At 75.0% G+C, this 26,107-nt stretch carries 25 protein-coding genes; 6 read left to right on the top strand and 19 right to left on the bottom strand.

Annotated features, from left to right (window positions below; genetic code table 11):
* Nucleotides 1-3: 3 nt before the first annotated feature.
* The 16 genes from AB5970_RS02665 to dacB all read right to left on the bottom strand — a co-directional run bounded on the left by AB5970_RS02665 (nucleotide 4) and on the right by dacB (nucleotide 16,182).
* Nucleotides 4-453 carry a GNAT family N-acetyltransferase gene (locus AB5970_RS02665; RefSeq protein ID WP_370502347.1) on the bottom strand — a complete coding sequence of 150 codons (450 nt, stop codon included), beginning with the start codon at nucleotides 451-453 and terminating at the stop codon, nucleotides 4-6.
* On the bottom strand, nucleotides 450-2,189 hold the full coding sequence (locus AB5970_RS02660; RefSeq protein ID WP_370502346.1) for an L-aspartate oxidase: 1,740 nt from the start codon (nucleotides 2,187-2,189) through the stop codon (nucleotides 450-452). Before AB5970_RS02660 ends, AB5970_RS02665 begins: the two co-directional genes overlap by 4 nt.
* Nucleotides 2,186-2,626, bottom strand: a complete 441-nt coding sequence (panD, locus tag AB5970_RS02655; protein ID WP_370502345.1) for an aspartate 1-decarboxylase — start codon at nucleotides 2,624-2,626, stop codon at nucleotides 2,186-2,188. The genes AB5970_RS02660 and panD overlap by 4 nt, the downstream gene beginning before the upstream one ends.
* The gene (gene panC / locus AB5970_RS02650; RefSeq protein WP_370502344.1) at nucleotides 2,623-3,537 is read right to left on the bottom strand and encodes a pantoate--beta-alanine ligase; all 915 of its coding nucleotides are present in this window, start codon (nucleotides 3,535-3,537) and stop codon (nucleotides 2,623-2,625) included. Before panC ends, panD begins: the two co-directional genes overlap by 4 nt.
* Nucleotides 3,534-4,535 (bottom strand): Rossmann-like and DUF2520 domain-containing protein, encoded by a 1,002-nt coding sequence (locus AB5970_RS02645; RefSeq protein ID WP_370502343.1) that lies wholly within the window; start codon nucleotides 4,533-4,535, stop codon nucleotides 3,534-3,536. The genes panC and AB5970_RS02645 overlap by 4 nt, the downstream gene beginning before the upstream one ends.
* A complete protein-coding gene (locus tag AB5970_RS02640) occupies nucleotides 4,532-6,067 on the bottom strand; it encodes a PH domain-containing protein (protein ID WP_370502342.1) in 1,536 nt (511 codons plus the stop codon). Before AB5970_RS02640 ends, AB5970_RS02645 begins: the two co-directional genes overlap by 4 nt.
* Nucleotides 6,064-6,573 (bottom strand): PH domain-containing protein, encoded by a 510-nt coding sequence (locus tag AB5970_RS02635; protein WP_370502341.1) that lies wholly within the window; start codon nucleotides 6,571-6,573, stop codon nucleotides 6,064-6,066. The genes AB5970_RS02640 and AB5970_RS02635 overlap by 4 nt, the downstream gene beginning before the upstream one ends.
* Before the next feature lie 20 nt (nucleotides 6,574-6,593).
* Nucleotides 6,594-7,085, bottom strand: coding sequence for a DUF3180 domain-containing protein (locus tag AB5970_RS02630; protein WP_370502340.1), 492 nt, complete (start codon nucleotides 7,083-7,085; stop codon nucleotides 6,594-6,596).
* Nucleotides 7,085-8,365 carry a 2-amino-4-hydroxy-6-hydroxymethyldihydropteridine diphosphokinase gene (gene folK, locus AB5970_RS02625; RefSeq protein ID WP_370502339.1) on the bottom strand — a complete coding sequence of 427 codons (1,281 nt, stop codon included), beginning with the start codon at nucleotides 8,363-8,365 and terminating at the stop codon, nucleotides 7,085-7,087. The genes AB5970_RS02630 and folK overlap by 1 nt, the downstream gene beginning before the upstream one ends.
* A complete protein-coding gene (gene folP / locus AB5970_RS02620) occupies nucleotides 8,362-9,315 on the bottom strand; it encodes a dihydropteroate synthase (RefSeq protein ID WP_370502338.1) in 954 nt (317 codons plus the stop codon). Before folP ends, folK begins: the two co-directional genes overlap by 4 nt.
* A gap of 31 nt (nucleotides 9,316-9,346) precedes the next feature.
* Nucleotides 9,347-9,958 (bottom strand): GTP cyclohydrolase I FolE, encoded by a 612-nt coding sequence (gene folE / locus AB5970_RS02615; protein WP_370502337.1) that lies wholly within the window; start codon nucleotides 9,956-9,958, stop codon nucleotides 9,347-9,349.
* Between the two features lie 2 nt (nucleotides 9,959-9,960).
* Nucleotides 9,961-11,988: an ATP-dependent zinc metalloprotease FtsH gene (gene ftsH, locus AB5970_RS02610; protein WP_370502336.1), complete on the bottom strand. Its 2,028-nt coding sequence runs from the start codon at nucleotides 11,986-11,988 to the stop codon at nucleotides 9,961-9,963.
* A 109-nt stretch (nucleotides 11,989-12,097) separates the two neighbouring features.
* Nucleotides 12,098-12,652, bottom strand: coding sequence for a hypoxanthine phosphoribosyltransferase (hpt, locus tag AB5970_RS02605; RefSeq protein WP_370502335.1), 555 nt, complete (start codon nucleotides 12,650-12,652; stop codon nucleotides 12,098-12,100).
* 46 nt (nucleotides 12,653-12,698) lie between these two features.
* A complete protein-coding gene (tilS, locus tag AB5970_RS02600; protein ID WP_370502334.1) occupies nucleotides 12,699-13,694 on the bottom strand; it encodes a tRNA lysidine(34) synthetase TilS in 996 nt (331 codons plus the stop codon).
* Nucleotides 13,695-13,707: 13 nt separating this feature from the next.
* The gene (locus AB5970_RS02595) at nucleotides 13,708-14,760 is read right to left on the bottom strand and encodes a zinc-dependent metalloprotease (RefSeq protein ID WP_370502333.1); all 1,053 of its coding nucleotides are present in this window, start codon (nucleotides 14,758-14,760) and stop codon (nucleotides 13,708-13,710) included.
* Between the two features lie 9 nt (nucleotides 14,761-14,769).
* Nucleotides 14,770-16,182 carry a D-alanyl-D-alanine carboxypeptidase/D-alanyl-D-alanine endopeptidase gene (gene dacB / locus AB5970_RS02590; protein WP_370502332.1) on the bottom strand — a complete coding sequence of 471 codons (1,413 nt, stop codon included), beginning with the start codon at nucleotides 16,180-16,182 and terminating at the stop codon, nucleotides 14,770-14,772.
* Nucleotides 16,183-16,348: 166 nt separating this feature from the next.
* Between dacB and AB5970_RS02585 the strand changes: the two genes are divergently transcribed.
* On the top strand, nucleotides 16,349-16,846 hold the full coding sequence (locus tag AB5970_RS02585; RefSeq protein WP_370502331.1) for an inorganic diphosphatase: 498 nt from the start codon (nucleotides 16,349-16,351) through the stop codon (nucleotides 16,844-16,846).
* A gap of 850 nt (nucleotides 16,847-17,696) precedes the next feature.
* Nucleotides 17,697-18,038 (top strand): hypothetical protein, encoded by a 342-nt coding sequence (locus tag AB5970_RS02580; protein WP_370502330.1) that lies wholly within the window; start codon nucleotides 17,697-17,699, stop codon nucleotides 18,036-18,038.
* Nucleotides 18,039-18,289: 251 nt separating this feature from the next.
* Here the strand turns inward: AB5970_RS02580 and AB5970_RS02575 are convergent, their stop codons facing one another.
* Nucleotides 18,290-19,699 carry an NlpC/P60 family protein gene (locus AB5970_RS02575; RefSeq protein WP_370502329.1) on the bottom strand — a complete coding sequence of 470 codons (1,410 nt, stop codon included), beginning with the start codon at nucleotides 19,697-19,699 and terminating at the stop codon, nucleotides 18,290-18,292.
* Between the two features lie 503 nt (nucleotides 19,700-20,202).
* Between AB5970_RS02575 and AB5970_RS02570 the strand changes: the two genes are divergently transcribed.
* Genes AB5970_RS02570 through AB5970_RS02560 form a run of 3 tightly spaced genes read left to right on the top strand, consistent with a single transcriptional unit; the run spans nucleotide 20,203 to nucleotide 23,536 of the window.
* Nucleotides 20,203-21,522, top strand: a complete 1,320-nt coding sequence (locus tag AB5970_RS02570) for a bifunctional o-acetylhomoserine/o-acetylserine sulfhydrylase (RefSeq protein ID WP_370502328.1) — start codon at nucleotides 20,203-20,205, stop codon at nucleotides 21,520-21,522.
* A gap of 6 nt (nucleotides 21,523-21,528) precedes the next feature.
* Nucleotides 21,529-22,806, top strand: a complete 1,278-nt coding sequence (gene metX / locus AB5970_RS02565; RefSeq protein ID WP_370502327.1) for a homoserine O-acetyltransferase MetX — start codon at nucleotides 21,529-21,531, stop codon at nucleotides 22,804-22,806.
* A gap of 22 nt (nucleotides 22,807-22,828) precedes the next feature.
* Entirely contained in the window at nucleotides 22,829-23,536 is a 708-nt protein-coding gene (locus tag AB5970_RS02560; RefSeq protein WP_370502326.1) for a maleylpyruvate isomerase N-terminal domain-containing protein, read from the top strand.
* 13 nt (nucleotides 23,537-23,549) lie between these two features.
* Here the strand turns inward: AB5970_RS02560 and AB5970_RS02555 are convergent, their stop codons facing one another.
* Nucleotides 23,550-24,365 (bottom strand): MerR family transcriptional regulator, encoded by an 816-nt coding sequence (locus tag AB5970_RS02555; protein WP_370502325.1) that lies wholly within the window; start codon nucleotides 24,363-24,365, stop codon nucleotides 23,550-23,552.
* A 34-nt stretch (nucleotides 24,366-24,399) separates the two neighbouring features.
* Nucleotides 24,400-25,086 carry a DUF5995 family protein gene (locus AB5970_RS02550; RefSeq protein WP_370502324.1) on the bottom strand — a complete coding sequence of 229 codons (687 nt, stop codon included), beginning with the start codon at nucleotides 25,084-25,086 and terminating at the stop codon, nucleotides 24,400-24,402.
* Nucleotides 25,087-25,131: 45 nt separating this feature from the next.
* On the opposite strand from AB5970_RS02550, the gene AB5970_RS02545 reads away from it, so the two are divergent.
* The gene (locus tag AB5970_RS02545) at nucleotides 25,132-26,091 is read left to right on the top strand and encodes a zinc-binding dehydrogenase (protein ID WP_370502323.1); all 960 of its coding nucleotides are present in this window, start codon (nucleotides 25,132-25,134) and stop codon (nucleotides 26,089-26,091) included.
* Nucleotides 26,092-26,107 lie beyond the last annotated feature (16 nt).

Raw genomic sequence — 26,107 nt, 5'->3', positions numbered from 1 at the left:
CCGTCAGAGCACGAGCTTGAAGCCCTCGTGGGACTGCGCGTAGCCCAGCGAGCGGTAGAAGCGGTGGGCGTCGGCCCGGTCCTTGTCCGACGTCAGCTGCGCCAGCGTGCAGCCGCGCGCCCGGCCGCGGTCGTGGGCGCCGAGCATCATCGTCCGGCCGATCCCGCGGCCGCGCAGCGCCGAGTCCACGCGGACCGCCTCGACGTGCAGCCGGGTGGCGCCGCGGCGCGTCAGGCCGGGGATGTAGGTGAGCTGCATGACGCCGACCACCCGGCCGTCGAGCTCGGCGACCACCAGCTCGTTGTGCGGGTCGGACGCGATGACCTCGAACGCCGCCAGCTCCCCGGCACCGAGGCCGGTGGTCCGCCCGGCCGCGATCGCGTCGTCCGCGAGCAGCTCGAGGATCCGGTCCAGGTCCGCCCGCGTGGCCTCCCGCAGCGCGACCTCGCTCACGTCAGCGAGACCCGCCGCGTCACCAGGGTGCCGTCGGCGTCGAGCGAGGCCTCCAGCCGGACCCGCCACGCCGGGTCGGTCAGCGGGAAGTCGCTGCGGGCGTGTCCCCCGCGGCTCTCCTCGCGCTCCAGGGCGGCCGCCGTCAGCACGGTCGCCACCTGGTGCACGTTCGTCGTCTCCCACTCGGCCACCTGCGGGGCGGCGAGCCGCCGACCCTCGTCGGTGCGCAGGTGGGCGTCGGTGGGCACGGCGGCGAGCGCGGACACGGCGCGCCGCAGCCCGTCGCCCGAGCGCAGGGGGCCGGGCCCCTCCGAGGCGATCCGCTGCACCCGGGCGCGCGACGCGGCGGCGACCAGCGCCTCGTCCCCGGGCCGGGTCACGGGCGCGAGCGGGGTGAGGGCGCCGGCGCGGACCTGCTCGGCGATGTGCCGGGCGGCCCGGGTGGCGAAGACCAGGCCCTCGAGCAGCGAGTTCGACGCGAGCCGGTTGGCGCCGTGCACCCCGGTGCAGGCCACCTCGCCGACCGCGTACAGGCCAGCCAGGCTGGTGCGCCCGACCAGGTCCGTGGCCACGCCGCCCGAGTGGTAGTGCTGCGCCGGCGCGACCGGGACGAGGTCGGTCGTCATGTCGATGCCGTGCTCGAGCAGCCGCTCGTTGATCGTCGGGAAGCGCTGGCGCAGGAAGTCGGCGCCGAGGTGCCGGGCGTCGAGCCAGACGTGGTCCGAGCCAGTGGCGGCCATGCGGCGCACGATCGCGTGCGCGACCACGTCCCGCGGCGCCAGCTCGGCCATCGGGTGCACGTCGGGCATGAACCGCACGCCATCGGTGTCCAGCAGCAGCGCGCCCTCGCCGCGAACCGCCTCCGAGACGAGCGTCAGCTGCCCCTTCACGCCCGAGCCGAGCCAGAGCACGGTCGGGTGGAACTGCACGAACTCCACGTCGCCCAGCGTCGCGCCCGCGCGCAGCGCCGCCGCGATCCCGTCGCCGGTCGCCTGCGCCGGGTTGGTGGAGGACCGGAACACCTGGCCGATGCCCCCGGTCGCCAGCACCACGGCGCGGCCCAGCGCGGCGCCGACGCCGTCTCGCTGCCCCTCGCCGATCACGTGCAGCGTGACGCCGCAGGCCCGGCCGGGCGCGCCGTCGGGTCCCGGCGGGCCGGTGAGCACGTCGAGCACCAGGGCGTGCTCGATGACCTCGATGCCCGGGTCGTCGCGGACCGCCTCGATCTGGGCGACCAGCGCCCGCGAGATCTCCGCGCCCGTGGCGTCGCCGCCGGCGTGCGCGATCCGGTCGGCGTGGTGTCCGCCCTCGCGGGTCAGCGAGATCGAGCCGTCGGGCGCGGTGTCGAAGACGGCACCGCGGGCGACCAGCTCACGCACGCGCGCCGGCCCCTCGGTCACCAGCACCTCGACGGCACGCGGGTCGCACAGCCCCGCCCCGGCCACGAGCGTGTCCTGCAGGTGCGCGGCGGGCGAGTCCGACGGGTCGAGGGCGGCCGCGATGCCCCCCTGGGCCCACACGGTGGACCCCGACGCGAGGATGTCCTTGGTCACCAGCAGGACGCGGGGCACGCGGGTGCGCAGCTCGAGCGCGGCGGTCAGGCCCGCGATGCCGGAGCCGACGACGACCGCGTCGGCCTCGACGGTCCAGCCCGGCTCGGGCGCGGCCAGGCGGGTGGCCAGGCGACCGACCACGAGGGGCTCGGTGCTCGGGGGCGTGCTCGCGACGGCGGTCACCGGCGGGCCGTCGCCAGCGGGATGCCGCTCGGCACCAGGCCCGGCCAGCCGTCGGGGACCCGCCCGGGGTCGCCACCCACGTCCGCCACCCGGTTGGCGCCGTCCACGAGCACCACGCGCGGCTCGTACGTGCGGGCCTCGGCGTCGGGCAGCTGCCCGTAGGCGATGAGGATGACGACGTCGCCGGGGTGCACCAGGTGGGCGGCGGCGCCGTTGACGCACACCTGGCCCGACCCGGGCTCGCCCGCGATGGCGTACGTGGTCAGCCGGGCGCCGGTGGTGACGTCGACGACGTCCACCTGCTGCCCCGGCAGGATGTCGGCCGCGACCAGCAGGTCCTGGTCGACCGTGATCGACCCGACGTAGTGCAGGTCGGCCTGCGTCACGGTCGCGCGGTGGATCTTGCCGGTCATCATCGTGCGGGTCAGCGCCGTCACGGGCGCACCTCCACCAGGGCGTTGTCGATGAGCCGCGTCGAGCCCACGGTGGCTGCGACGAGCAGCAGGGCCTCGCCGACGAACCCCGGCGGGACCTCGGCGAACGTGTCCGGGTCCACCAGGGCGACGTAGTCGACGTCGACGTCGGCGAGCGCGCGCCGGGCGGCCGCGCGGATCTCGTCGGCACCGCCCGTGGACCGCACGGCGCGCGACAGCCCGAGGGCGCGGCGGCGCTCGTCGGCGCTGAGGTACGCGTTGCGGCTCGAGAGGGCGATCCCGTCGTCGTCGCGCACGATCGGCGCGCCCACCACGGTCACCGGCACGTCGAGGTCCCGCACCATGCGACGCACGGCGGCCAGCTGCTGGGCGTCCTTGGCGCCGAACAGCGCGACCTCGGGGCGCGTGAGGTGCAGGAGCTTGAGCACGACCGTGAGCACGCCGTCGAGGTGGCCGGGGCGGCTGGCGCCCTCGAGCACGTCGCCGATCGCGCCCGCGCTCACCCGCACGACGGGGTCGCCGTCGGGGTACACCACCTCGGGGCCGGGCGCGAACACGATGTCGTCGGGGCCCAGCAGGCCCGGGCCCGACAGCAGCGCGAGGTCGCGCTCCAGGTCGCGCGGGTACCGGGCCAGGTCCTCCGACGGGGAGAACTGCAGCGGGTTGACGAAGATGGTCACCACGACCGCGTCCGCCAGCTCGCGCGCGCGCGCGACGAGCGACAGGTGGCCGGCGTGCAGGGCGCCCATCGTCATGACGACCGCGCGCCGGTACGGGCGGGCCGTGTGGGCGGTGCCGACGCCGCCCGCGCTGCTCTCGGTGCGCGGGACCGCCTGCACGTCCTGCACCGCGAGCGCCGCGGCCAGCGCGCCGCGCGTGTGCACGAGCGTCGGCGTGGTGGTCTGCGTGGTCATTCGTCCTCCTGCGGGCTCGGCCCGTCCTCCACCTGCAACGTCCCGGCGTCCCCGTCGATGCCCGGCTCCCGCGTGCTCGCCACGGCGTCCAGCAGCTCCTGGGCTGCCGCCGGGCTGATCAGGCCGGCGGCCAGGGCGCGGCCCGTCGCCGAGCGCGCCAGGGCACGGTATCCCGCGACGACGTCGACCGCCCCCGATGCCGCGGCGAACGTGGTGAGCGCCACACCGTGCTCGCGGACCGTCCCCGCGTCGCCGCGGCGCACCGGCCCCGTGAGCGCGGTGATGGCCCCCGGCCCACCGGCGGCCTCCGCCCGCAGGGCGCCGTCGAGCGCCGCCTCGAGCAGCGGCGCGAGCATCCGGCCGGGGTCCGCGACGCCCGCCGCGGCGAGGGCCTGCGCCGCCTGTGCGACCAGCACCACGAGGTGGTTGGCCCCGTGCGCCAGCGCGGCGTGGTACAGCCCGCGCGCCTCCTCCGCCAGCACGACGGGCTCGCCGCCGACCTCGACCACGAGCGCCTGCCCGATGGGCAGCACGGGCGCCGGAGCGGTGACCGCGAACGAGCAGCCCACCAGCCGGGCGAGGTCCAGCGACGTGCCGGTGAACGTCATCGCCGGGTGCAGGGCCAGCGGGATCACGCCGGCCGCGCGGGCGGGACCGAGCACGTCGACGCCGAACCGCCCCGACGTGTGCACGACGATCTGGCCCACCTGCCACGCGCCCAGGTCCGCCAGCCCGCGCACCAGGTCGGGCAGCGCGTCGTCGGGGACCGTGAGCAGCACGAGCTCGGCCCGGCGCACCACCTCGGGGATGTCGAGCACGGGCACGCCGGGCAGCAGGGCGGCGGCCCGCTCGCGCGACTCCTCGGAGATGGCCGACACCGCGACCACCGGGTGCCCGGCTGCCCGCAGCGCGCTGCCCAGCACCGCGCCGACGCGGCCGGTGCCGACGACGCCGACGCCGAGCCGGCCCGGGCGGGAGGCCGGGTCCGGTGGGGTCACGAGGCCGGTCCCGCGTGCTCGTCGGCGGGGGGCTCCGGCGCGACCGGGGTCGGGGCACCCACGGCCCGCATCCACTGCTCGGGCGTCGCGGTCGCGCGGGCGTTGCGGGCGCGCTCGGCCTGCTCGTCGAGCAGCGCCGCGGCCACGCCCGCGTCGAGGTGGTCCACGCGGGGGGCCACCGGGCCCGGCGTCGAGTGCAGCACGAAGGACGCCAGCCCGAGCCGCCGCTGGACGGGTCCCTGCGCGATGCCCAGCGACTGCGTGCGCTCGTGCGGCACGACGTCGACGTTGCGCCAGATCCGGCCGGACCGCGTGACCAGGGCGCGGTCCGTGACCCGCACGCCGTGGCGTCGCCAGCCCACGGGGTCGACCCACCGCGCGCGCCGGGGGGCCGCCGTGAAGCCGCCGTCCGTGTCCTTGCCCGACAGCGCGGCGTCGAGCAGCGCCGCGGGGTCGGCGACCCCCAGGTCGGGCAGCACGAGCCAGAGGGCGGTCATCGCCTCGCCGCGCGTGGCCACCGGGTGCAGCACGGTGTCGCGCTGCTGCTGGTCGCCCTGCCCGTAGCCCGCCACGTTGATCTCGACGCGCCAGTAGTCCGGGCCGCGCCACAGCGGGCCCTGGCGCAGCCGGATCGCCTGCACCCGCCCCGGCGGCACGGTCTGGGCGCGCGCCTCCGTGAGCCCGTGCCGCAGCCGGATGCCGTCGGGCGAGATGGCGGCGCGGAAGTTGGCGCCCTGGTTGATCCGGCTCCAGACGAACGTGATGCCACCGAACACGGGCGCCACCAGCGCGAACGCCGCGCTGACGTCCCGCGAGACGATGCCGATCGTGATCGCGCCGGCGACGAGCAGCAGCAGCACGGGCACCACGCCGGACCGCAGCGTCGCGGCGACCAGGCGGCCCATGGGCAGCTCGTAGACCTGCCGCTCGGGCGCGACCTCGAACGGCTCCGGGGTGGCGGGCGGGGCGGGTGCGGGGGTCGCGCCGTCGTCGACCACCGGCGCCGGCGCCGCCGCGGGTCGCCGCAGGCCGGCGGCCAGCGCCAGCAGCTCCGCGCGCAGCGCCTCGGCCTCGCTCTCGCGCAGGAACGCGAGCGAGACCGCCGACCCGCTGCCGCCGGCGACCTCGAGCTTGAGCTCGGCCAGGCCGACCAGCCGGGCGAGCAGCGGCTGCACCACGTCGACCGCCTGCAGCCGGTCCAGCCGCGCCTGGCGCTGCTGGCGGAACAGGATGCCGGTGCGCAGGTGCACGGCCTCGTCGGTCACCGCGAACCGCGTCACGCGCCACGCGACCGCCGAGTACGCGAACCCGATCAGGCCGACCAGGATGATCGACCCGATCAGCGCCAGGAACGCCGTGCCGTGCATGAGGTCGATGGCCTGCTTGAGGTTCTCGCCGATCTGGAACCAGCCGATGGCCAGGACCGCGACGAGCACCTTCCACCCCTTGAGCGCCGGGGTGACCGGATGCATCCGCCGCCAGCCGGTGATGCCCTCGTCGCTCTCGGTCTCGACGTCCGGTGCGCTGGTCACAGCCCCGCCAGCCGCGCCTCGCCCCGCGACGCCATCCGGTCGCGCAGGCGCGCGGCCTCGTGGGGCGGAAGGCCGTCGATCGAGGCGCTCGTGGCCGGGGACGCCGTGTGCAGCTGCACGGAGGCGATCTGGAACCGGCGGGCGAGCGGGCCCGCGTTGACGTCGACGTACTGCATGCGGCCGTAGGGCACGACCACGAGCGAGCGGAACATGATGCCGCGCCGCACCAGCAGGTCGTCCGCGCGCTCGGCGTAGGCCATGGCCCCCACCTGGCGCGGCACCAGCCACGCGATCCACAGCGCGAGCAGCGCGACCGCCCCGGGGAACACCCACAGCCACGCGTCGCCGACGAGCACCGCGAGCAGGACGAGGGCCACCAGCACCGGCGACAGCACGATCGCGGTGACGGTCAGCCGGGCGCCCACCAGCCGCCGCGACACCGGGGTCCAGGTGACGTCGGCGGGGTCGAACGGCTCGCGCGTGCCGGGGACGGCGTCGGAGGTCATGCGGTCATCCTCCCACCGGATCAGGTGGCGCTGGGATCGGTCGCGGGGTGCTCCCGCGCGGCCTCCGCGCCCTCCTCGGGGGGCGGGACGCGGCAGAACCACTCCACCACCAGGCCGACCACCGCGAGCACCACCGCGCCGCCCGCGGCGACCCCGGCGGCCGCGGCGCGGCCGCCGCTGCCCGGCACGCTCAGGTCGCTGACCAGCGCGAGCACCTGCCCGCCGTACCACCCCGTCAGCAGGGCGCCCGTGTAGCAGGACGCCTTGGCGAGCACCGCCGTGCGGGCCGCCCGGATGGGGTCGAGCGTGGGCCGCTTGCCGCGCAGGAACTGCCGCACCGCCCAGCCCATGGAGAACACGACGCCGGCGATGAGCAGCTCGACCACGACGACGAGCCAGGAGACGGACGGCAGCATGCCGCCCCGGTTCACGACGGCGCGCAGCACGATCCACGTGACGGCGGCTGCGGCGGCGGCGACCAGCAGCAGGGTCTGCCAGCGGGTGCGGTGCATCACGTGTCCAGGGCCTCCGGGCCGGGTCCGCCGGCGGGCACGGCGCCAGTCTCGTTGCCGAGCGCGGAGATCGGGGCGGTGAGCCAGTCGAGCGCGAGCCAGCGGACGCCCTCGCGGTCGGGCGCCGTCGCCGCCAGCGCTCCCACCGGTCCCCCGCCCAGACCCGGCAGCACCGCGTGCGGGTCCAGCTGCGCCCACGGCTGCAGCACGAACGCGCGCTCGTGGGCACGTGGGTGCGGCAGCTCGAGGTCGTCGGTCACGGCGAGGACCGACCCGTAGAGCACGATGTCGATGTCGAGGGTCCGCGGGCCCCAGTGCTCCTGGCGCTCGCGGCCGTGCGCCTGCTCGATCGCCTGCGTGGCGTGCAGCAGCTCGCGCGCCGCGAGCGTGGTGGTCGCCAGCACGACGGCGTTGAGGTAGTCGGACTGCTCCGGACCGCCGACCGCCGCTGTCCGCGCCAGCGGCGAGACCTCCTGCACCTCGATGCCCGGGGTGCCTGCCAGGTCGGTCACGGCCTGCCGGAGCGTCTCCTGCGCGGGGCCCAGGTTGGCGCCGAGCGCGAGGACGACCGGGACCGGTCCGCCCGGCACCTGGTCCAGGACGTCGGCGACCACCTCGCCCTGCACGACGGCCTGCTCGGGCGCCAGGGGGGCGAGCTCCGTGGACGGGGCGTCCGGCCCGTCCACCGACAGCGCGCCCGGCGCGGGCGCGACCGCATCCGACCACGGGCCGGCCGCGGGCGTGGCGGCGGCGACCACCGGGCCGCCGGGCGCCGGCGTCACCGGGAACGTCGCGGTCGCGGTGGGCACCGGCCGCGAGACCGGCTCGGCGACGGGGCGCGGGAGGTACGGCTCCGCGGCGGGCAGCTTGGACCGGTCGCGGTGGATGGCGACCACCACGTCGCCGAACGGCACCTGGATGGGCGCGTTCGGCTTGTGCACGGCGACGTCGACGGCCTGCACGATGCCCGACGCCAGGACCGTCGCCGCGATGCGCTCGGCCACGGTCTCGATGAGGTCGACCGGCTCGCCCGAGAGCACCGCCGCCACCTGCTCGGCCAGCTCGCCGTAGTTCAGGGTGTGCGCCAGGTCGTCGCGGGCTGCCGCGCGGCGGGTGTCCAGGTGGACCACGACGTCGGCGACGAAGGTCTGGCCCTCGCGGCGCTCGTGCTCGAACACGCCGTGGTAGCCCATGGCCGTGATGCCCGTCAGCCGGATCTGGTCGAGCCGGCGGCCACCAGCGTCCAGCGCGTCCTGCCGGCTCTCGTCGTTCGTGGTCACCGCGTGCTCCCTCCGGTTCTCGCGTCCTCGTCCACGGCCAGCTCGTCCTCGTCGCCGGACGGTTCCCCGGTCCCCGTGACCTGCTGGTGCGCACCCTGCCACGCCGCGGCCACCCGCACGGCGTCGGCCGAGCCCGCCACCTCGTGCACCCGCACGCACCAGGCCCCAGCGGCGGCGGCCAGCGCCGTCACGGCGGCCGTGGCGCGGTCGCGCGCGAGCGGCGGCGCGGGCTCCCCGTCGGGGCCGGCCAGCAGGTGCCCGAGGAAGCGCTTGCGGCTGGCGCCGACCAGCACGGGGAAGCCGTCGGCGACCAGCTCGGGCAGGCGCGCGAGCAGCGGCCAGTTGCTGGCGCCCGACTTGGCGAAGCCCAGGCCCGGGTCGAGCACCACCTGCTCGTCGCGGACGCCCGCGGCGCGCAGCGCTGCCACGCGGGCGGCGAGCTCGCGCCGCACGTCCGCCACGACATCGTCGTAGTCGTCCTGCTCGTCCATGACGTCCGCGTGGCCGCGCCAGTGCATGGCCACGTACACCACGCCCGTCTCGGCGACGACCCCGTACATCGCGTCGTCGGCCAGGCCGCCCGAGACGTCGTTGATGATCGCGGCGCCGCGGCCGACCGCCGCCCGGGCCACCACGGCGCGCGTGGTGTCGACGCTGACGGTCGCCCCGCGGTCCACCAGCTCCTCGATCACCGGCAGCACCCGGGCCAGCTCGTCGTCGACCGCGACCCGCCGCGCGCCCGGTCGCGTCGACTCCCCGCCGACGTCCAGCAGGTCCGCCCCCTGGTCGAGCAGCGCGAGCCCGTGGGCCACCGCCGCGCCGGGCGTGAACCAGCGGCCGCCGTCGGAGAACGAGTCGGGGGTCACGTTCACCACGCCCATGACGAGCGTGCGTCGGGGGTGGTGCAGCCGCGCCGGCAGCGGTGCCGGGCGGGCGGAGGGGCCTGTCACGGTGCGAGCCTAGGGTGTGCGGCCGGTGCAGTCAGCGACCGAGCACGAGGCTCATCGCCTCGGCCCGGGTGGCCACGTCGCGCATCTGCCCGCGCACCGCGGAGGTCACCGTGCGCGACCCCGGCTTGCGGACGCCGCGCATCGACATGCACAGGTGCTCGCACTCGACCACGACCAGCACGCCGCGCGGCTCCAGCTCCGTGACCAGGGCGTCGGCGATCTGCGACGTGAGCCGCTCCTGCACCTGCGGGCGGCGCGCGTACACGTCGACCAGGCGCGCCAGCTTGCTCAGGCCCGTGATGCGGCCGTCGACCCCGGGGATGTACCCGACGTGCGCGACCCCGTGGAACGGCACGAGGTGGTGCTCGCAGGTGGAGTACACCTCGATGTCCTTGACCAGGACCATCTCCTCGTGACCGATGTCGAAGGTGGTCGTCAGGACGTCGGCGGGCTCCTGGTACAGGCCTGCGAAGATCTCGCGGTACGACCGCGCCACACGGGCGGGCGTCTCGCGCAGGCCCTCGCGGTCCGGGTCCTCGCCGACCGCGATCAGCAGCTCGCGGATGGCCGCCTCGACCCGGTCCTGGTCGTACTCGCCGATGGCGGTGCCGTGGAAGCTCACCGGCGCGATCCCGTCCGTCATGCTCACACGTCCGGGGTCTGCGACGGCGGGACCTCGACGATCTGCTCCTTCGGGTGACCGAAGGCCTCCGCCGCCTCGTCCTCGGGGATGATCGGGTGGCCGTTCAGCGCCGCCTTCTCCGCGGGGGTCATGACGGGCGGGCGGTCCGAGACGGCGCGCTGGTCGCTGGACAGCCAGACCTGGCGCGGCGGCCGCTTGGTGATCGGCGCGAAGATCGTGGCGAGCTGCTCCTGGTTGAGCGTCTCCTTCTCGAGCAGCTCGAGCACCAGCGCGTCGAGCACGTCGCGGTACTCGACCAGGATCTCCCACGCCTCGTCGTGCGCGCGCTCGATGAGCGAACGCACCTCGAGGTCGATCGACGCCGCGATGTCCTCGGAGTAGTCCCGCCCGTGGCCCATGTCGCGGCCCATGAAGACCTCGCCCGAGGCCTGGCCGAGCTGGATCGCGCCGAGCCGCGCGCTCATGCCGAACTGCGTGACCATCTTGCGGGCCGTCGAGGTCGCCTTCTCGATGTCGTTGCTGGCACCCGTCGTCGGGTCGTGGAACACGAGCTCCTCGGCGACGCGGCCGCCCATGGCGTACGACAGGGTGTCCAGCAGCTCGTTGCGGGTGGTCGAGTACTTGTCCTCGGTCGGCATGACCATCGTGTACCCGAGCGCCCGACCGCGCGGCAGGATCGTCACCTTGGTGACGGGGTCGGTGTACCGCAGCGCCGCCGCGACCAGGGCGTGACCGCCCTCGTGGTACGCGGTGATCTTGATCTCCTTGGAGTTCATGATCCGCGTGCGCTTCTGCGGCCCCGCGATGACGCGGTCGATCGCCTCGTCCAGCGTGTGGTCCGTGATGGTCGCCTGGCCGGTCCGCGCGGTCAGCAGCGCGGCCTCGTTCAGCACGTTCGCCAGGTCCGCACCCGTGAACCCGGGCGTGCGGCGCGCGACCACGTTGAGGTCGACGTGCGGCGCCATGGGCTTGCCCTGCGAGTGCACCTGCAGGATCCGCTCGCGGCCCTTGAGGTCGGGCGGGTCGACGGCGACCTGCCGGTCGAAGCGGCCCGGGCGCAGGAGCGCGGGGTCGAGGATGTCGGGGCGGTTGGTCGCCGCGATGAGGATGACGTTGGCGTTGACGTCGAAGCCGTCCATCTCGACCAGCATCTGGTTGAGGGTCTGCTCGCGCTCGTCGTGCCCGCCGCCCATGCCGGCGCCGCGGTGGCGGCCGACGGCGTCGATCTCGTCGATGAAGATGATCGCCGGGGCGTTCTCCTTGGCCTGGTTGAACAGGTCACGGACGCGGCTGGCGCCGACGCCGACGAACATCTCGACGAAGTCCGAGCCGGAGATCGAGTAGAACGGCACGCCCGCCTCGCCGGCGACCGCGCGGGCCAGCAGGGTCTTGCCGGTGCCGGGCGGGCCGTACAGCAGCACGCCCTTGGGGATCTTGGCGCCGACGGCCTGGAACTTGGCCGGCTCCGCGAGGAACTCCTTGATCTCCTGGAGCTCCTCGACCGCCTCGTCGACACCCGCGACGTCCGAGAACGTGACCTGCGGGGACTCCTTGTTCACCAGCTTGGCGCGCGACTTGCCGAAGCTCATCACGCGCGAGCCGCCGCCCTGCATGTTGGACATGAGGAACCAGAAGATGCCCAGGATGATGACGAACGGCAGGACCAGCCCGAGCAGGCTGCTCCACCACGACGTCTGCGGGACGATCGACGTGTAGCCCTTGGACAGGTCCGCGTCCGCGATCGCGGTGACCACCGACTCGCCCTGCGGGACGACGTAGTTGAACTGGACCAGCTTGCCCAGGTTCTTGTCGTCCTTGGTGAAGTCGTCCTTGAGCGTCAGGTCGACCCGCTGCACGCCCTCGGTGATCTTGGCCTGCTCGACCTTGCCGTCCGCGAGCAGCGAGATGCCGTCGGACGTGTCGATCTTGCTGATGCGCGGCTGGGCGAGCGTGGAGGCGCCGATGTACAGCAGGATCACGGCGATGACGACCCACAGGATGGGGCCTCGGGCTAGTCGCTTGACGTTCATGGGCGATCGGGGCAGAACCCCTCAACCTCCGCTCGCGGGACAGGTGGCCTCGAAGTTACACGGAGTTCCTGGGGGAACCGGTCCGTGTTCACCGAGGGCGCACTCGTTCTCAGGCCCCGTAGACGTGCGGCGCGAGGGTGCCGACGAACGGCAGGTTCCGGTACTTCTCCGCGTAGTCCAGGCCGTAGCCGACGACGAACTCGTTCGGGATGTCGAAGCCCACGTACCGCACGTCGACGTCGACCTTGGAGGCCTCGGGCTTGCGCAGCATGGTCGCGATCTCGACCGTGGCCGGCCCGCGCGAGCGCAGGTTCGACAGCAGCCAGGACAGCGTCAGGCCCGAGTCGATGATGTCCTCGACGATGAGCACGTGGCGGCCCGTGAGGTCCGCGTCGAGGTCCTTGAGGATGCGCACGACGCCCGACGACTTGGTGCCCGAGCCGTACGACGAGACCGCCATCCAGTCCATCTGCACTGAGTGGTGCAGGCGCCGGGCCAGGTCCGCCATCACCATGACCGCGCCCTTGAGCACGCCCACCAGCAGCAGGTCCTTGCCCTCGTAGTCGGCGTCGATCTGCGCCGCGATCTCGTCGAGCCGCTGGTGCAGCTGGTCCTCGCTGAGGAGCACCCGCTCGAGGTCGCCGCCCATGTCCGCAGGGTCCACCGAAGTCGCTCCTCTTGATCCACCTGATTCGCCCGGCGGGCTCCCGCTACGACGCGGGGGCCGGGCCCAGGGCAAGCCTGCCACACGCCCGGTGGGCCGCGACCGCGCCGGGGAGGGCGACGGCACCCTGCCCGTGCCAGTCCGTGACCAGCGCGTCGACCGCCAGGACGTGGCTGCGGTGCAGGGCTCCCGCGGGGCTGCCGGCGGCGATCGCGGCGGCCCTTAGGGCGCGCGTCCGCAGGGCCGCGGGGGCCTGCGCGAGGACGGCGACGTCGAGCCCCCCGTCCGTCTGCGCGGCGTCGAGCAGCTCGGCCGCGAGCGCGTCCAGCAGGTCGGCGTCCTCGCGCAGCTGGGCCGCCGTGCGGGCGAGCGCCTCGGCCACGCCCGGACCGAGCACGCGCTCGAGCGTCGGCAGGGCCTCGCCGCGCACCCGGCTGCGCAGCGCCGCGTCCGCATGACCGGCCTCGTTGGTCGGGTCCTGCCACGGGGTGAGCCCGAGCGCCGCGCACGCGCCGACCGTGTCGGCTCGGCGCAGGCCCAGCAGCGGCCGGCGGAACGGTCCGCGCACGGCCGGCATGCCCGCCAGCGCCCGCGCGCCCGACCCCCGTGCCAGGCCGAGCAGCACGGTCTCGGCCTGGTCGTCGAGCGTGTGGCCCAGCAGCACGGCGGCGGCCCCGCGCTCGTCGGCCACCCGCCCGAGCGCGGCGTACCGGGCCGTGCGCGCGGCGGCCTCGCCACGGCCGTCGACCACGACGCGGACCACCTCGGCGTCCAGGCCGAGTGACCGGCAGGCCGCGGCGGCGTCGTCGGCCACCCGCGCCGAGCCGGGCTGCAGACCGTGGTCCACGACGACCGCCGCGGCCCGCCACCCCGCACCCCGGCGGGCGGACCGCTGCGCGACGAACGCCGCGCCCGCCGCGAGCGCGAGCGAGTCCGGCCCGCCCGAGCACGCGACGAGGACGAGCGAGCCTGCCGGCAGGTCGGTGACGGCGGCCGCGACCGCCGAGCGCACCGCCGCGACCGCGGGGGCGGGACCGCTCACCGGGGCCGCCGGATCACCCGTGCACCCGGCGCACCCACGCCCGCGGGTCGGCGATCTCCTGCGGCAGCGGCAGCCGGTCCGCCGACGCCCAGACCGCGTTGAACCCGTCCAGGCCGACGTCGGCGCGGACGGCCCGCACGAACGCCGCTCCGTCGCGGTACTGGGCGAGCTTGGTGTCCAGGCCCAGCAGCCGGCGCAGCACGCGGTCCAGGCCGCGGGCCTTGGCCGCCTCGTCGCGCCGCGCCTCGAACGCCTTGCGGATCGTGCGGACGCTCGGCACCACCCGCGGCCCCACCTCGTCCATCGCCACGTCGGCGTGCCCCTCGAGCAGCGCCATCACGGCCCCGACCTCCTCGAACACCGCGCGCTGCCGCGCGGAGAGCAGGTCGAGCACGCCGACGCCGTCGTCGGCACCCCCCGCCACCGCACGCGCGACGGCCTGCACGAGCTCGCCCACGCGCGGGACCAGCGACCGGTCCGCGACGAGGTCCGTCAGCAGCTCGGCCGAGCGGCTGCGCAGGTGCGCCGACAGCCAGGGTGCCGCGGCGAACTGCAGCGCGTGCGTCTGCTCGTGCAGCGCCACCCAGAGGCGGAAGTCCGACGGGTCGACCTTGAGCCGGCGCTCGTGGTGCAGCACGTTGGGCGCGACGAGCAGGAGTCGGCCCCGACCGTCCTCCGCCGTGAACGGGTCGAACTGGCCGAGCACCTTGCCGGACAGGAGCGCCAGCACGCCACCCACCTGCGTCGCCGCGGCGGCCCGGGACGCGGGGCTCGACGACGTCGTCGCCAGCGGCCCGGTCATCGCCGCGAACACCCCGGCGTTGGCCTGCGCCCAGCGCGCCCGGTCGACCACGACCACCCGCGAGACCTGCTCCGGCGGCGTGCCGTCGGCGGCGGTCAGCCCCGTGATGGCCGACGCGTGCACCGCGGCGCGCCCGGCGGCGTCGCGCAGCTCGTCGACGAGGGCGGTCAGCTCGGCGCGGTCGGCGGTGGGGCCGGGCGGGGCCAGCCGACCCGCGATGCGGGCGGCGAGCTCCCAGTCGACCGGTCCTTCGGGGGTGTCCACCCGGTCAAACTAACCGCAGCCGCACCCGGACAGCGTCGTGACGAACGCGTCGATCGCCGCGCGCGGCCCCCACTGGCCCCCGTCGGGCGTCGCGTCCGCCAGCACGACGAACACGAGCTGCCGGGCGTCGGCGTCCAGCACCGTCCCGGCCAGCGCGGTGACGTGCGGCAGGCTGCCGGTCTTCGCGCGCACCAGCCCGCGGGCGCTCGACTGCGTGTACCGGTCGCTCAGCGTGCCCGTCAGGCCCCCGATCGGCATACCGGTGGCGACGTCGCGCAGCACCCCGTGCGCCGGGTCCGTGGCCAGGCGCAGCAGGCCCAGCAGCAGGTCGGGCGGCAGCACCGAGCCGGCGCCGAGGCCCGACGCGTCCACCAGGTGCGCGCCGTGCGTGTCGATGCCCGCCACCGCCACCGCGTGCAGCACGGCCGTCGCGCCGCCCTCGAAGCTGGGCGGCAGCCCCTCGTGGATCGCGACGAGCCGGCTGACCACCTCGGTGATCGTGTTGTCGGAGGTGTCGAGGAAGTGGTGCACGATCCCGTCGAGCGGCGCGGACTGCACCACGCCGATCTCGCGGCCGCCCTCCGGCTTCCCCGTGCGGCTCGGCGTGCCGTCGACCGTGATCCCGGCCTCGGTCAGGCGCTGCGCGAACGTCTTGGCGGCCGCGAGCGACGGGTCCGGGTAGCGCGGCGGGTACTCGCCGGGGCTGATCTTGGCGGTGTCGACCGCGAGCGCGGTGACCGGCGCGACGAACCCCGCCGCGATGTCCGCCGGGTTCCAGGTGGGGCTCAGCGTCGGACTGGCGAACAGCGAGTCGTCGAACCCCAGGCTCACCGTGGTGACGCCCTCGAGCTGCAGGGCCTTGGCCACCTGCGTCGCCAGGTCGCCCAGGCCGGCGTGGCCCTCGACCGCGTCGGGGTCGCCGGCCCCCGCGGCGAGCATCATGTCCCCGCCGCCGACCAGCACGATGCTGCTGCCCGGGCCGCGCACGACGCTCGTCGGCAACGTGACGTCGGGGCCCAGCGTGTCGAGCGACGCGATCGCGGTGACCAGCTTGGCCGTCGACGCCGGCGTCCGGCCGTCCTCCGGCAGGTGGCCGGCCAGCACGTCGCCCGTGAGCTGGTCCGCGACGACCACCCCGACGCTCGTGCCCATGCGCGGGTCCTTCACCAGGCCGTCGACGAGCGCCTGGACCTTCGCGTCGGCCGGCACGGGCGCCTGCGGGTCGAGGTCCGTCAGCGCCGGGACCGTCGTCGTGGGCTCGACCGCGCCCGGCGCCGTGGGGAACGACAGCGGGTCCGGGGGCGGCTCCTGGAGCGTCACCATGCCCGGCACCACGTCGTACGCGTCCGCCGTCACGTACGCGGCGCCGGCCAGCACGACCACGAGCAGGCCGGTGCCGACGACCCTCGCCGCTGTGGTCATCGTCACCCTGCCCCGCTCGATCCTCGGTGGGACGCCGCGTCCCGCGGTGCGTCAGACTACTGTCCGAGACAAGGGCGCCCCTGACATCCCGGCGCGCCGCACGACGACGAGTGTCGCGCGACCGCCGGTCCATTCGCGGGGCGCGGACGTGGGCCGGAGGAGAGCTGTGGAGTTCGACGTCACGATCGAGATCCCGAAGGGCCAGCGCAACAAGTACGAGGTGGACCACGCGACGGGGCGTATCCGTCTCGACCGCATGCTGTTCACCTCGACGCGGTACCCCGACGACTACGGCTTCATCGAGGGCACCCTCGGTGAGGACGGCGACCCGCTGGACGCGCTGGTGCTGCTCGAGGAGCCGACGTTCCCCGGCTGCCTCATCCGCTGCCGGGCGCTGGGCATGTTCCGCATGCGCGACGAGGCCGGCGGCGACGACAAGGTGCTCTGCGTCCCGACCGGCGACCAGCGCGCCGCCTGGCGCCAGGACATCGACGACGTGTCCGACTTCCACCGCCTCGAGATCCAGCACTTCTTCGAGGTCTACAAGGACCTCGAGCCCGGCAAGTCGGTGGAGGGCGCCCACTGGACGGGCCGCTCCGAGGCCGAGGCGGAGATCGAGCGCAGCCGCCAGCGCGCGATCGACACCAACTACTACGCCCACTGAGCCCGGTTTCCCGCAACGTCCGCACATTCGGTCGCCCCGGCAACCGATCGTGCGGACGTTGCGCTCATGAGGGCCTCGCGTCCGCACATTCGGTCGCTCCGGCGCTCTGATGTGCGGACGTCTCACCCTCAGCTCGAGACGTCCACAGGGTGGCTGACACGACGGCTCCTCCACCGAACGGTCGTCGCGGGGCCCATGTCGCGCCGGTGAGACGCACGCTCGCTCGGTGCCACCCACACCCGACCGAGCCCTCCGCCGATCCGCGGTGCGGGAGCTCGCCGCGCGCCAGGCCGGCCTGGTCGCCCGGTCGCAGGCCCTCGCGCTTGGACTGACGCCCTCGCAGCTGCGTGCGGAGGTCTCGGCGGAGCGCTGGTTGCCCGCGGGGAGGCGCAGCCTCGTCGTCCGGCCGTGCGGGCGCGACGATCGACCGGACCTCTGGCTCGCGGTGCTCGAGTGCGCGCCGCAGGCGGCCCGTGGGTCCGCGCCGCGCGCTGCGCTCGGTGGGGTCACCTCCCTGCACGTCGCGGGGCTCGAGGGAATCGCCGGTGACGGCCTGGTCCACGTCTGCGCACCCAAGTCGTCGCATCCGGTGTCGACGACGTCCGACGTCCGCCTGCACGAGACGCGACGGTGGCGCGACGAAGACGTCGTCGGGACCGGCATCCCCCGTACGAGGCCGGACGTCGCCACCGCCCAGGCAGCCCTGTGGGCGCGCACGGACCGGGAAGCGGCCCTCCTCCTCGTCGCCGCTGTGCAGCAGAGGCTGACGAGCGCCACCGCTGTCGCCGAGGTCCTCGATCGGGTGCAACGGGACAAGCGCCGAGCGTTCCTCCGCACGGTGCTCCTGGACGTGACCGACGGCGTCCGATCGCTGAACGAGCTCGACTTCTCCGCGCTGTGCCGCCGCCGCGGCCTGCCCGAGCCCGATCGCCAGGTCGTGGTCTCCCGTCCCGGGGGGCGCGCGTACCTCGACGTCCGATGGCGACGCTGGCGCGTGGTGGTCGAGGTCGACGGTGTGGGCCATCTCCAGCCCGATCGCTGGATCGACGACAGCCTCCGGCACAACGAGATCGCGCTGAGTGGCGAGATCGTGCTGCGCGTGCCGAGCCTGGGTCTCCGGCTCGATCCGGGTCGCCATCTCGACGCCGTCGAGCGCGCGCTCCGCAACCGGGGCTGGACCCCCCACGCCTGACTCCGGCACCGGCGACGTCCGCACACTCGAGCGCCCCCGCGACCGGAACTGCGGACGTCGGTGGCCAACGGTGAGGACGTCCGCAGATTCGTGCGCTCCCGCGACCGGAAGTGCGGACGTCAGCGGCCCACGGTGAGGACGTCCGCAGATTCATGCGCTCCGGCGACCGAATCTGCGGACGCAGCGAGGCACGGCTGTGCAGCCGGTCGAGGGGCCGCGCCTGGCGGGCGGGGCCGCGCAGGCGGGTCGGGTTACGGGCGGCCCGCGTAGGGCATCGTGCTGCCCCAGCGCATCGAGGTGACTCGCAGGGGGTCGCCCGGCTTGGACGCCTCCATGATCTGGCCGTTCCCCGCCCAGATGGCCACGTGGTAGATCGCGTCGGCGTTGTTCGGGTCGGTGGACCAGAAGACCAGGTCGCCCGGGCGCAGCTCGTTGTAGCTGATCTTGAGCACCTGCTTGTACTGGTCGCGGGTGGTGCGCGCGAGGTTGACCCCGGCGGTGCGCCACGCCGTCATCGTCAGGCCGGAGCAGTCGTAGCCGGCCGGGCCGACGCCGCCCCAGATGTACGGCAGGCCGATCTTGGTCTGCGCCCAGGCCAGGGCGGCGGCGCCGCCGGCTGCCGACCCGCGCGAGGTGCCGGTGCCGAGGCCGTACTTGGGGGGCGCGGGGGTGGTGGCCGGGGGAGGCGTGGGGGTGGCGGGCGGCGGGGTGGTGACCACCGGGGGCGTCGTCGTGACCGGCGGGGTCGTGACGGGCGGCGTCGTGGTCGCCGGCGGGGTGGTGGTCGTCGGCGGCGCGGTGGTGCCGCCCGAGGCGGGGGGCCTCGTCGTCGCCGGCGGGGTGGAGACCACGACGGCGGGCGGGCGCAGGGCGGCGGTCCTGGCGGCCGCCTCCTCGCGGTCGCGGCGCTGCTGGTCGAGGAAGTCCTGGCGCTCGCGCTCGACGGCGGCGCTGGTCTGGCGGGCGGCGGCGAGCGACGTGATCAGGCTGTCGCGCTCGGCGGCGGCGGAGGCCTGCGCGGCGACCGCGTCGGACTGGGCCTTCTCGGCGGCGGCGAGCGCGTCGGCGGCCGCTGCCTTGGCGGCCTTGGCCTCGTCGGCGGCGTCGGCGGCGCGGGTGGCCAGCGTGGTGGCGACGAGCTGCGTCGCGCGGTACTGCTGGACCGCGCGGTCGGCCTTGCCGGTGATCTGGTCCAGCGCGGTGGTGCGACGGGCGACGTCCTGGAACCCGTCGGCCGAGAGCATGGCCTGCAGCAGGTCGTTGGAGCCGCCCGAGCGCGCGACCTCACGCGCGATGGCGACCAGCTGGCGGCGGGCGTCCTCGGCCAGCGCGTCGGCGGCCTTCGAGCGGGCGACCGAGTCGTCCCAGGCCTGCTGGGCGGCGTCCGCGTCCGACAGGGCCTGCGTGTAGGCCTCGCCGGCCTGCGCGACCTTGAGGTCGGCGGCGTCGGTCTGCGCGCTCAGCTGGGCGAGGCGCACCTCCATCGACGCGACCGAGCGCTCGGCGCTCTTGACCGCGCCCTTGGCCTGGTCGACGTCCTGCTGGGACGGCGGCGTCGGGTCGGCCAGGGCGCTCGACGCACCCGCGGCCAGCAGGGTGGCGACGAGCGCGCCGGCGACCAGGCCCCGAGAGGCCCTGCGCGTGGTCCCGCTCCAGCTCACCTGTACGTCCTCCCCGACGTCGACGCACGGCCTCCGGGCGGCCGTCCTCGAAGGACGCTACCTGCGGAAACCTCAGAAGAGAACATCTGTCACACCAGTCCCACGAGTCACACGCGTGTGGTTTGGGACGAACCCGACACGATCGGCGACGAATCACCCGTTCGCCACGTCCGAGGTCGCGCGGCGACCCCAGGGAGCATCGGCACGCGCGCGACCGAGGACGAGGACGAGACCGCGACCGTCCGAACCGTGAGACGCCTGTTCCATCCCCCGGACACGGCGCCCTAGTCTCGCCCCATGTCCCGCCGAATGTGTCGCTGACCCAGCGCACGCTCGGCTGTGCCCGCGGGCAGGTCGCCGTCCTCTCCGGACGGACCTGACACCCGCCCGAGCCACGGCTCGACCCGTGCGCCACTCCCCTCCCCCTCCGCGGGACGGACGTCGGCTGCCCGAGGCCCCTCCGCGGAATCCCCCTGCAGAGACCTTCCGAGGAGAACGAGACCGTGAGCAACGAGAGCTGGAACTTCGAGACCCGCCAGATCCACGCCGGCCAGGAGCCCGACCCGACCACGGGCGCCCGCGCGCTGCCGATCTACCAGACGACGTCGTTCGTCTTCCCGGACGCCGCGACGGCCGCCAAGCGCTTCGCGCTCGCCGAGCTGGGCCCGATCTACACGCGCATCGGCAACCCCACGCAGGAGGTCGTCGAGAACCGCATCGCCAGCCTCGAGGGCGGCGTCGGCGCGCTGCTCGTGGCGTCGGGCCAGGCGGCCGAGACGCTCGCGATCCTCAACATCGCCGAGGCGGGCGACCACATCGTCGCCAGCCCGTCGCTGTACGGCGGCACGTACAACCTGCTCCACTACACGCTGCCCAAGCTCGGCATCGAGACGACGTTCGTCACCGACCCGCACGACGCGCAGGCGTGGAAGGACGCGGTCCGCCCGAACACCAAGCTGTTCTTCGCGGAGACGATCCCCAACCCCAAGTCCGACATCCTCGACATCGAGCTCGTGGCCGGCGTCGCGCACGAGTCCGGCGTGCCGCTCATCGTCGACAACACGGTGGCCACGCCGTACCTGATCAACCCGCTGCAGTGGGGCGCCGACATCGTCGTGCACTCGGCGACCAAGTACCTGGGCGGGCACGGCTCGGCGATCGGCGGCGTCATCGTCGACGGCGGCTCGTTCGACTTCGCGCAGCACCCGGAGCGGTTCCCGAACTACAACACGCCCGACCCGTCCTACAACGGCCTCGTGTTCGCGCGGGACCTGGGCGTCGGCGGGATCTTCGGCGTCAACCTCTCCTTCATCCTCAAGGCGCGCGTGCAGCTGCTGCGCGACATCGGCCCGGCCATCTCGCCGTTCAACGCGTTCCTCATCGCGCAGGGCATCGAGACGCTCTCGCTGCGGGTCGAGCGGCACGTCGAGAACGCCGCGAAGGTGGCCGCGTGGCTCGAGGCGCGCGACGACGTGCTCAAGGTCCACTACGCCGGGCTGGAGTCCAGCCCGTGGCACGCCGCGCAGCTCAAGTACGCGCCGCGCGGCGCGGGCGCGGTGCTGGCATTCGAGCTCGAGGGCGGCACGGAGGCCGGTCAGGCGTTCGTCTCCGCGCTCGAGCTGCACTCGAACGTGGCCAACATCGGCGACGTCCGCTCGCTCGTCATCCACCCGGCGTCGACCACGCACAGCCAGCTGACCCCCGAGGAGCAGGCGCTGTCCGGCGTCACCCCCGGCCTGGTCCGGCTGGCGGTCGGCATCGAGCACATCGACGACATCCTGGCCGACCTCGACGCCGGCTTCCGCGCCGCGAAGGGTGCCTGACCGCGCATGAGCACGACGCCGCCGACGCCGTCGGAGCCCACCACGGGTTCCGACGGCCCGGCGGCGCACCGCGAAGGGAAGCACGTGCCCGACCTGACCCTGTCCCCCGCCCGCCCGCGCACGCTGGCGACCCGCGCGCCCGAGACCGGCCGCCCGCCGGTGCCCGCGAGCGCGGCCTGGCGCGACGGCGACCCGGTGGGGCGTCGGCAGTTCGCCGACCTCGGGCCGCTCAAGCTCGAGTCCGGCGGGCGCCTGCCGGCCGTGCGGCTGGCGTACGAGACGTGGGGCGAGCTCAACGAGGACGGCACCAACGCGGTCCTCGTCCTGCACGCCCTGACCGGCGACTCGCACGTCACGGGGGCGGCGGGCGAGGGCCACCCGACCGCCGGGTGGTGGCAGTCGATGGTGGGCCCGGGCGCGCCCATCGACACCGACCGCTGGTTCGTCGTCGCGCCCAACGTCCTCGGCGGCTGCCAGGGCTCGACGGGCCCGTCGAGCGCCGGCCCGGACGGACGCCCCTGGGGCAGCCGCTTCCCGCTGCTGACCGTCCGCGACCAGGTCGCGGCGGAGATCCGGCTGGCCGACCTGCTCGGCATCGACTCGTGGTCGCTGGTCATCGGCGCCTCGCTGGGCGGCCTGCGCGTCCTCGAGTGGGCCGCGAGCGCGCCCGAGCGGGTCGAGGCGATCGCCGCGATCGCGACCGCCGCGCAGACCTCGGGCGACCAGATCGCCGGCTTCCACACCCAGCTGGCGGCCGTCCGCGCCGACCCGCACTACCGGGACGGCGACTACTACGACGCACCCGCCGGCGAGGGGCCGCACGTCGGCCTGGGCCTGGCGCGGCAGATCGCGCACCAGACGTACCGCAGCCCGCTCGAGCTGGACACGCGGTTCGGCCGCATCCCGCAGGGTGGCGAGGAGCCGCTGGAGGGCGGGCGGTTCGCCGTGCAGTCGTACCTCGACCACCACGGCGACAAGCTGGCGCGGCGGTTCGACGCCAACACCTACGTGATCCTCACGCGCACGATGATCACGCACGACCTGGGCCGCGACCGCGGGGGCGTGGCGGAGGCGCTCGGGGCGATCACGGCGCGGGCGCTGGTCATCGCCGTCGACTCCGACCGGCTGTTCCCGCCGGCGCAGTCCGAGCGCATCGCCGCGGGCATCCCCGGCGCGTCGCTGCACACGATCCACTCCGACTACGGGCACGACGGCTTCCTCATCGAGGAGGACCTCGTGGGCTCGTACGTGCGCGAGTTCCTCGAGCAGAACGCCGTGCGATAACCCGTACGGCACGATGGGCGCCATGCCCTCCGGAGAGCTCGCCGACGCCCGCACCGCCCTGCACGCCCAGTGGGACCTGCTGCGCCGCTGGGTCGGGGACGTGGTCGACGCCGACGTCGCCGACGACCCCTCGGTCCTGGCCGGCTGGACGGTCGCGGAGCTGGTCGCGCACCTCGGCCGCGCGATGGAGGCGCTGGCCGTGTGCGTGCCGGTACCCGAGGGGACGGTGCCGCTGAGCCTCGGCGAGTACGTCGGCACCTACGCCGACCGGGCCGCGGACATCGCGCAGACCACCCGCACCCTCGCCGCCGAGATCGCGCACGACCCGCTGGCCGAGGTCGACGCCCGCGCGGAGGCGGCGTTCGCGCGGCTCGACGAGCTGGGTCCCGACGACCGCGTGGTGCAGGCGCGCCGCGGCCCCGTGCTGCTCAGCACCATGGCGGTGTCGCGCGTGGTCGAGCTGGTGGTGCACGCGGACGACCTCGCCCGCTCGGTCCCGCGGGGGCCGGACCCCGTCGAGCCGGGCGCGCTCCGTCTGGTGGCCGACGCGCTGCTGGAGATCGTCGTCGCGCGCGGCGGCTGGAGCCTGGAGGTCGCCGACGCCCGCACGTGGGTGCGTCTCGCCGCCGGCCGGCAGCCGTACGACGTCGACGTTCTCGCCGAGGCCCTGCACCCGCGCTACACGTCCGACGCCGTGCCCGACCTGGGACGCATGCTGCCGATCCTCTGACGACGGCCCGCCGTCACCAGAACCGCGGCTGCCCGGGGACCGACTCGAGGTCGGACAGCAGCAGCTCGCGGTCGTCGTCCTCCGCGATCTCGTCCGCCGCGGCCAGCGCCTGTTCGGTCCACGCGCGCGCCTGCTCCGTGTCGCCGGCGACGGCGTGCGCGCGGGCCAGCGACTCGTAGGCGTACGCGAGGTCCCAGTCGACCAGGCCGTGCTCCTGGCAGATCTCCAGCCCGCGGCGGGCGTGGTGCAGCGCCGGCTCCGCCCGGCCGAGGACGCAGTACACCCGCGACACCTGCCACTCGCCGCGGCTCCGGTTCTCGGGCGCACCCACCTGACCCCAGTGGTACCGCGACGCGTGCGCCATGTGCACCATGCGGTCGTCGTCCTCGACCGAGCGGTCCTCGTTCTCGAGCAGCCGCCAGACCCCGTTGAACAGGTCGATGGCGAGCTGCCGCTCGTCGGTGCTCGTCGTGCTCTGCGTGTCCGTCATGGGGGCTCCGTCCTCGAGAAGGTGATCGGTGCGGTGGATCTGGCCCCGGACCCGGTCCAGCCGGGCCTGGAGGCGACGTCGGTGCTGGGCGAGCACGCCGGGGACCACCGACCCGTCGGCCAGGCAGGCGCGCACCTGGTCCAGCGGCACGTCGACCGACCGCAGCACCTGCACCAGGTGCGCGGCGGCGACCTGGTCGGCGCCGTAGAGCCGGTAGCCGGTCACCGGGTCGACCTGCGCCGGGGCCAGCAGCCCGATGCGGTCGTAGTGGCGCAGCGCCTTGGTGGTCAGCCCGACCCGGCGGGCCAGCTGACCGACCGTGAGCAGCCCGTCGTCCATGCCCGTGAACCTAGGGCCTTGCCGCGGGGCAAGCTCAAGCCTCGACGACGGTGAGCAGCTGCCGGCTGACCAGGCCGACCGTCCGCGCGAGGGTGTCACGGGCCGCGGCGGCCAGGAACGGCACGTCGCGCACGTGCCAGAGCGTCAGGGCGGAGACCCACGCGGCGTCGCGCGCCCGGTCGATCGAGAAGTTCGAGACGAGGTCCGCCACCGGGGACGCGGCGGCCCCGAGGCGCACCACCTCCTCGTCCAGGAACGACTGCCGGATCGGTCGGACCACCTGGGCCAGCACCGCGTTGACCTTCTCGAAGTCGGCATGCTGCGACCCGTGCTCCGGGGTGGAGCGCCGGGCCCGGCACGTGGCGACGACGGCCAGCGCGAGGTCGTGGTTGATGTGGGCGTTCATGCCGGCGAGCGCGAACTGGATCGGCAGCAGGCCCGGGGTGGTGCGGCGCTCGACCAGGGGCTCCCAGGCCTTCGACACCGGCCGGTGCGCCGCGAGGTCGCGAGGCACGTCGAGGAACAGGCCGGCGAACCGCACGTCGAGGTCCTCGACGAAGGCGCGGTCGGCGAAGGTGCGGTCGGTGACCTTCGTCGCGACGAGGGCCGTGACCTGGCGGTACACGTCGAGGAACACCCCGAGCCCGTCGTGCGGCGACCAGCCGGACCGCACCCGGTCCATCTCGGCGACGACGTTCGTGATGACGGCGCTGGAGGTCACGCGCCCAGCATCACACCACCGGTCGGCGGCCGATACGTTGGGCCCGTGATCGCCGCCTACGCCGCCCGCTTCTCGTCCGACGACCCCGTCAGCGCCCTCGAGGTGGGCGAGCAGCCGGCCCCGGTGGCGCGCGAGAGCTGGTCGGTGGTCGACGTCCGCGCCGCCGCCCTCAACCACCACGACGTGTGGACCCTGCGCGGCGTCGGCATCCGGGCCGAGCAGCTGCCGATGATCCTGGGCACCGACGCGGCCGGGGTCACGGCCGACGGCCGCGAGGTCGTGGTGCACGGCGTCATCGGCGGGCCGTCGGGGCACGGCGTGGGGGCCGACGAGCCGCGCAGCCTGCTCTCGGAGCGCTACCCCGGCACGCTGGCCGAGCAGGTCGCCGTCCCCACCTGGAACCTGGTGGACAAGCCGGCGGAGCTCTCGTTCGTCGAGGCCGCGTGCCTGCCGACCGCCTGGCTCACCGCCTACCGGATGCTCTTCCGCTCGGGCGGCGCGACCCCCGGCCAGCGCGTGCTGGTGCAGGGCGCGGGCGGCGGGCTGGCCACGGCGGCGATCCTGCTGGGCGCCGCCGCGGGCCTCGAGATTTTCGTCACCAGCCGCTCGCCGGAGCGCCGGGCGCAGGCGCTGTCGCTCGGCGCGGCAGCCGCCGTCGAGAGCGGGGCCCGGGTGCCGCGCGCCGACGTGGTGCTCGAGAGCGTCGGCAAGGCCACCTGGTCGCACTCCGTGCGCTCGGTCCGGCCGGGCGGCACGATCGTCGTCGCCGGGGCCACCAGCGGGGACGCGGAGCCGGCGGAGCTCACGCGGATCTTCTTCCAGGAGATCAGCGTCGTCGGCACCACGATGGGGACGCGCGACGACCTGCAGCACCTGCTCGCGTTCCTCGCCCGGACGGGCGTGCGGCCGCTGGTCGACTCGACCTTCGCGCTCGCGGACGCGCGCGACGCCGTGCGGCGGCTGGCGGACGGGACCCAGTTCGGCAAGATCGTGCTCGAGCCCTAGGCGGACGGGAGGCGGC

Origin of the sequence: Cellulomonas sp. ICMP 17802 (genome assembly GCF_041295535.1) — a bacterium.
GTDB lineage: Bacteria > Actinomycetota > Actinomycetes > Actinomycetales > Cellulomonadaceae > Cellulomonas.
Note: the sequence above shows the minus strand (reverse complement) of the source record. Positions and strands in the feature narration are given on the sequence as shown.